This is a genomic window from Sphingomonas sp. 28-62-20, assembly GCF_002281505.1.
On sequence record NZ_NCGH01000075.1, the window covers coordinates 1 to 1,285 of the forward strand.

The 1,285-nt window shown below is 62.9% G+C and carries 1 protein-coding gene and 2 pseudogenes; all 3 read left to right on the plus strand.

The window, feature by feature from the left end; all coding sequences use genetic code 11:
- Window positions 1-198 (plus strand): annotated as a pseudogene (locus B7Y43_RS20120) (hypothetical protein); the annotation flags it as partial.
- 131 nt (window positions 199-329) lie between these two features.
- Entirely contained in the window at window positions 330-776 is a 447-nt protein-coding gene (locus B7Y43_RS20125; RefSeq protein ID WP_374133430.1) for a hypothetical protein, read from the plus strand.
- A 243-nt stretch (window positions 777-1,019) separates the two neighbouring features.
- Window positions 1,020-1,285: pseudogene (locus tag B7Y43_RS20130) on the plus strand (chromosome segregation ATPase); the annotation flags it as partial.

Consider the following 1,285-nt stretch of genomic DNA (forward strand, 5'->3'; position numbering starts at 1 on the left):
GTCTTCGACGAACCGATCCGCTTCAATGATGGCGAAGACCGTACCCGTTTCATGGTCATCGCCAATCCGAAGGGTAAATCGCCGCTATTTCGCGATCCGATGACTGGCACGGTATGCCGTGTCTCGAAGCTCAAGACGCGGTCGTACCGGCTCATCAACCCAGCCTTAGTCCTAAAGGACGCCGGCAGTGCCCCCTAGCAATAGTCGCGTTTAGTCTGCGCAGGCCACCAAACCTCTCAAGGATCGCGTGTCGGTGGCGCGATGGCTCGACGCAATCCCCAGGCGTCAGCTGGCGGGCTGACCGTTCCCCTCTTCCAACGGAGTTTATCGTGGCCGATCGCGCTTCTGTCGCGATCCGCATTGGCGGATCGCTGTCCCCTGCCCTTTTTCCCGCTCTTCTCGCGGCAATCGAGAGCGACGGCGCTTTCACCGACTGGAATGGCACCGCATTTGTACCCGACAACCTTGACCAGAGCGTACCTCTCTATCTGGCTGATCATGAGGTCGCCTGGGGTCGGTTCGAGGCGATCGAGGCCTTCTGTGTCGATCATGGCCTTGTCTTCGCCCGTTGGGCTGGCGGCGCCCCGGGAGCGTTCGGCCCCGAACGTTTGGTCTTCGATGGAACGTCCATTCGGAGCTTTGCTGCGTCCGACGATGACGAAATCATGATGTCGGCCGAAACGGTGCGCGGCCTCGGCAGCTATGCGGCGGTACTATCCCATCTCGCTGCAGCGGAGTTCGAGATACCTCCGTTGCGGGTGAACGGCAGCGCATGAGGGCTAGGATCGAGCCAGTCAGTCCCGACACCTCCCCGCCAGAGGATGCGGCATATGGGCGCTCGCGAGGCCCTGGCAACCCGCGAACGGCGGGCCGAGTTGCCGTGTGCCACGGCTGCCCGCACCACCCCTTGTTCGCAGGTTTCCCTCGGCTGCGCCTCGGTGCCAGCACCTCTTTGCGAGCGCCCAGAGGATGCGCATCCGGCGGAGAGGCCGCCGGCACAGACAGAAAGGCTCGCTATCATGTCCACATCGCTTGCAGCCGCGCTCGCGGCAATGGAGCTAGGGCACCTCGAACCCCGCGTTGAAGAATTGGGCGGCATGGCACCGCCGCCAACCGAGGCCCTGGAGCAAACCGTTACCGCGATCTGGAGCGATCTCTTCACGACGATGGGAAACACTTCGCTCGAGCGTGACATCGAAGATCTGGGCTGGGGCCTGGTGAACCTCTTCCACCGCGCCGCCGCCAAGAAGCACGGGCTGGTCGATCGGTTGACCGACGACATTCG